Source organism: Actinomadura sp. 7K507 (assembly GCF_004348425.1).
GTDB lineage: Bacteria > Actinomycetota > Actinomycetes > Streptosporangiales > Streptosporangiaceae > Spirillospora.
Window position 1 is genome coordinate 1 of sequence record NZ_SMKK01000412.1, and the last position, 4270, is coordinate 4270.

The following is a 4270-nucleotide window of genomic DNA, read 5'->3' on the forward strand; positions in this document are numbered from 1 at the left end:
GGATTATGGTGTCGAGGGCCTCGCCCCAGGGGGCCGGTTTCATGACCATGCCGGGGCCGCCGCCGTAGGGGGTGTCGTCCACGGTGCGGTGCCGGTCGGTGGTCCAGTCGCGCAGGTCGTGGACGTGGACGTCCAGCAGGCCGGTCCGCCGGGCCTTGCCCATGAGGGAGATGTCCAGGGCGGCGAAGTACTCGGGGAAGATCGTGACGATGTCGAGTCTCATGATTCGTCGAGCAGCCCGGGGGGCGGATCGATCACGAGCCGCCCCCCGGGAACGTCCACCTCGGGGACGAGGGCCGCCACGAACGGGACCAGTTTCTCGCCGGCGGGCCCGCGCACGACCAGAAGGTCCTGGCCGTGATGCAGGACGCCGGCCACCTCGCCGACGGCGGCGCCCTCGGCGGTGACGACGGCGAGGCCGATCAGCTCCTGGTCGTGGAACTCGTCCGGGTCGGCGGAAGGGGGGATGTCGCCGGGATCGACGACGAGCCAGGTGCCGCGCAGTCGATCCGCGGCGTCGCGGCCGGCGATCCCGGCGAAGCGCACGAGCAGGCGTCCCGAATGCCAGCGGGCGCGCTCGATGGTGAGGGGGCCGGTGGCCGCGGGGTCAGTGAGGATCCGCGTGCCCGCGGCGAACCGGGAATCCGGCTCGTCCGTGCGGACATCGATGGTGACCTCACCGCGGACCCCGTGCGGCCGTCCGATCCGTCCCACCACGAGCGGTTCGCTCATCGGAACGCCACTCAGCGGACCTCGTTGACGTCGAGCAGGTCAACGCGCACATAGCGGCCCCCGGACAGGGCGCTGATGACCGTGCGGAGGGCCTTGGCGGTGCGACCGCTGCGGCCGATGACCTTCCCGAGGTCCTCGGGGTGCACGCGCACCTCCAGGACCCGGCCGCCCCTGATCCGGCGGGCGCGGACCCGGACGTCGTCCGGGTTCTCCACGATCCCGCGGACCAGGTGCTCGAGCGCTTCTTCGAGCACGGTCAGCCCTCGCTCTTGGCTTCGGTCTTGGCTTCGGTGGTCTCGGCCTTGGCCTCGGACTTGGAGTCGGCCTTGGCCTCAGACTTGGCCTCGGACTTGGAGTCGGACTTGGAGTCGGCCTTGGCCTCGGACTTCTTCGGCTCGGCCTTCTTCTTGCCCTTTGTCGCGGGGCCGGCGGGCTCGTCCCCGCCCAGCGACTCCTTGACGGCCGCCTCGAACGCCGCCTTGCGGTCGGCCTTCGGCTCGGCGACCTTCAGGGTGCCCTCGGCACCCGGCTCACCCTTGAACTTCTGCCAGTCGCCGGTGATCTTCAGCAGGTTGCGGACGGGCTCGGTCGGCTGCGCGCCGACACTGAGCCAGTACTGCGCCCGCTCGGAGTCGATCTTGATGAGGGACGGCTCCTGCTTGGGCTGGTAGAGCCCGATCTCCTCGATGGCGCGCCCGTCACGCTTGGTGCGGGCGTCCGCGACGACGATCCGGTACTGCGGGTTCCGGATCTTCCCCAGACGCTTGAGCTTGATCTTGACTGCCACGGGTGTGGTGTACTCCAGACTTCATTACAGGGTGGGCGGGCCCGCGCCAGGTGGGGAACACCGGCTCACGGCCGCCCGATGGACTCCGGTCGCGCAGGACGAGAGAGGGCGCCTCGCGATTCCGGGTTTCCAGCCAGTCATTCTGCCAGACGATGACGGTAAAAGCGCAATCGCGCGATGCCGTGTCCAAGACCCGGCGAGTCCGGCCGGCCATCCCCCGCCGGAACGCGCGGTCATTTCTTCTTGCGGCCCTGGAGCTTGTTCAGGTCGGGCATCTGGAAACCCGGCGGAAGCTGGCCGCCGCCGAGGCCCGGGGGAAGCCCGCCCTGACCTCCGCCGAGGCCGGGGGGAAGCTCCTGGGGCATGCCGTCGGCCGCGGGCTGCTGCTCGTCCTGCCGGGGCTTTCCGGCGGCCCGCTTGCGCGGGTCCCCGCTGCGCTGCTTGCCCTTCTTGTTCTTGGACGCCTTCGCCGCCTTGGTGGCCTTCTTCCGTCCGCCGGGCATACCGGGAATGCCCATCCCGCCGGCCATCTGGCGCATCATCTTCTGCGCGTCGAAGAAGCGGGTGACCAGGCTGTTGACCTCGCCGACGGCGACCCCGGAGCCGCGCGCGATGCGGGCCCGCCGCGAACCATTGATGATCTTGGGCTGGGAGCGTTCCTGCGGGGTCATCGAGCGGATGATCGCGGCGATGCGGTCCAGGTCCTTGTCGTCGATCTGGCTGACCTGGTCGCGGACCTGCCCCATGCCCGGCATCATGCCGAGCAGGTTGCCGATCGGGCCGAGCTTGCGGATCATCATCATCTGCTCGAGGAAGTCCTCGAGCGTGAAGTCCTCGCCCGAGGCGAACTTGGTGGACATCTTCTCGGCCTGCTCGGCGTCGAACGCCTGCTCGGCCTGCTCGATCAGGGTGAGGATGTCGCCCATGTCGAGGATCCGGCCCGCCATGCGGTCCGGGTGGAAGACGCTGAAGTCCTCGAGCTTCTCGCCGGTCGAGGCGAACATGATCGGCCGGCCGGTGATGTGCCGGACCGAGAGGGCCGCGCCGCCGCGGGCGTCGCCGTCGAGCTTGGTGAGGACGACGCCGTCGAAGCCGACACCGTCCATGAACGCCTGGGCGGTGTTGACCGCGTCCTGGCCGACCATGGCGTCGACGACGAACAGCACGTCGTCGGGGTTGACGGCGTCGCGGATGTCGATGGCCTGCTGCATCATCTCGGTGTCGATGCCGAGGCGGCCCGCGGTGTCGATGACGACGACGTCGTGCTGGGCGTGCCTGGCCTGGTCGATCGACCGCCGCGCCACGTCCACCGGGTCGCCGACGCCGCTGCCCGGCTCGGGCGCGAACACCTGGACCCCGGCCCGCTCGCCGACGACCTGGAGCTGCTCGACCGCGTTGGGACGCTGCAGGTCGGCCGCCACCAGCATCGGCGCGTGCCCCTCCTGCTTCAGCCAGCGGGCCAGCTTGCCCGCGAGCGTGGTCTTACCGGCGCCCTGCAGACCCGCGAGCATGATCACGGTCGGCGGGCTCTTGGCCAGCCTGATCCGCCGGGTCTCGCCACCGAGGATGTTGATGAGCTCCTCGTTGACGATCTTGACGACCTGCTGCGCCGGGTTCAGCGCCTGCGAGACCTCCGAGCCCCGCGCCCGCTCCTTGACCTCCGTGATGAAGTCCTTGACCACGGGCAGCGCGACGTCGGCCTCGAGCAGCGCGATCCGGATCTCGCGGGCCGTGGCGTCGATGTCGGCCTCGGAGAGCCGGCCCTTGCTGCGCAGCGACGAGAAGACCGTCGTCAACCGGTCGGAGAGCGTCTCGAACACGTGTCTGGACCGTCCTTGGAAAGCTTCTGGGATCGTCTATCAGCGTATCGGGTCAGAGGCCGAGCCCCACCCGTCTTGCCGAGCCGGTTTCCAGCGTCCCCTCACCCTCCGCCTTCCAGCCTGCCGCGCGAACGCCGACCGAGCCCTCCAACGAGGGGTGTGGACCAAGGACGAAGTGCGGGTCGGCGCAGGGCCGCGAGGATCTCAATGGGGACGGTCCGCAACGGTGCCGGGCCATCCGGGAGGGGCTGCCCGCGACCACACGTGGAGCGCCAGACGAGGTCCGTCGCAGAACGGTTGCGGGCCGTGTACGAAAATCCCGGTCAGCGGAGGGCTGCGAGGATCTCGGTGCGGATGGTCGTCAGTTCGGCCGGGTCTGTCAGGCGGTCGCCCTGGGCGTCCACGACGTAGAAGACGTCCACGGCTTCGGCGCCTAGGGTGTCCACCTGCGCTGCGCGGACCTGCAGGCCGCATGCGCCCAGGGTCTGGCCGATCCGCCACAGCAGTCCGGGACGGTCGTGGGCGCGGACCTCGACGACGGTGGCCGTGCGGGACGCGTCGTCCACGATCATCACGCGGGGCGGGGGGACCGTCACGCCCGGACGTACCCGCGCGGAGCGGGCGCGGCGTTCGAGGCGGCCGGCCACGTCGAGGCGGTCCGCGAGCATCCGGCGCAGGTCGGCCTCCAGGCCGGCCGGGTCCGGCGGCGTCCCGTATTCGGGGACGGCCGTGAAGTCCAGGACGGCGGTCCCGCGGGAGCCTTCCGGGGACGAGATCGTGCGGGCGGTCTTCACGGCGAGGCGGTGGAGGGCCAGGACGCCGGCGGCGCGCCAGAGGAGGCCGGGCCGGTCGGGGGCGGCGATGGTGATCCGGGAGCCGGCGACGCGGACGGCGGCACCGTCGTGGCGGGCGAGGGCCGCCTGGCCGGCGG

At 70.8% G+C, this 4270-nt stretch carries 5 protein-coding genes and 1 pseudogene; all 6 read right to left on the reverse strand.

Annotated elements, in window-relative coordinates; genetic code table 11:
* A pseudogene (locus E1285_RS43575) lies at window positions 1-223 on the reverse strand (tRNA (guanosine(37)-N1)-methyltransferase TrmD); the annotation flags it as partial.
* Window positions 220-732 (reverse strand): ribosome maturation factor RimM, encoded by a 513-nt coding sequence (rimM, locus tag E1285_RS43580; RefSeq protein WP_132160772.1) that lies wholly within the window; start codon window positions 730-732, stop codon window positions 220-222. The gene rimM and the pseudogene E1285_RS43575, both read right to left, overlap by 4 nt.
* A gap of 11 nt (window positions 733-743) precedes the next feature.
* Complete coding sequence (locus E1285_RS43585; protein WP_021598307.1) at window positions 744-986, reverse strand: RNA-binding protein; 243 nt, start codon at window positions 984-986, stop codon at window positions 744-746.
* 2 nt (window positions 987-988) lie between these two features.
* A complete protein-coding gene (gene rpsP, locus E1285_RS43590) occupies window positions 989-1519 on the reverse strand; it encodes a 30S ribosomal protein S16 (RefSeq protein WP_132160773.1) in 531 nt (176 codons plus the stop codon).
* A gap of 233 nt (window positions 1520-1752) precedes the next feature.
* On the reverse strand, window positions 1753-3339 hold the full coding sequence (ffh, locus tag E1285_RS43595) for a signal recognition particle protein (protein ID WP_132160774.1): 1587 nt from the start codon (window positions 3337-3339) through the stop codon (window positions 1753-1755).
* Window positions 3340-3662: 323 nt separating this feature from the next.
* The coding region (locus E1285_RS43600; protein ID WP_132160775.1) for an ACT domain-containing protein at window positions 3663-4270 on the reverse strand (608 nt) is incomplete at its 5' end.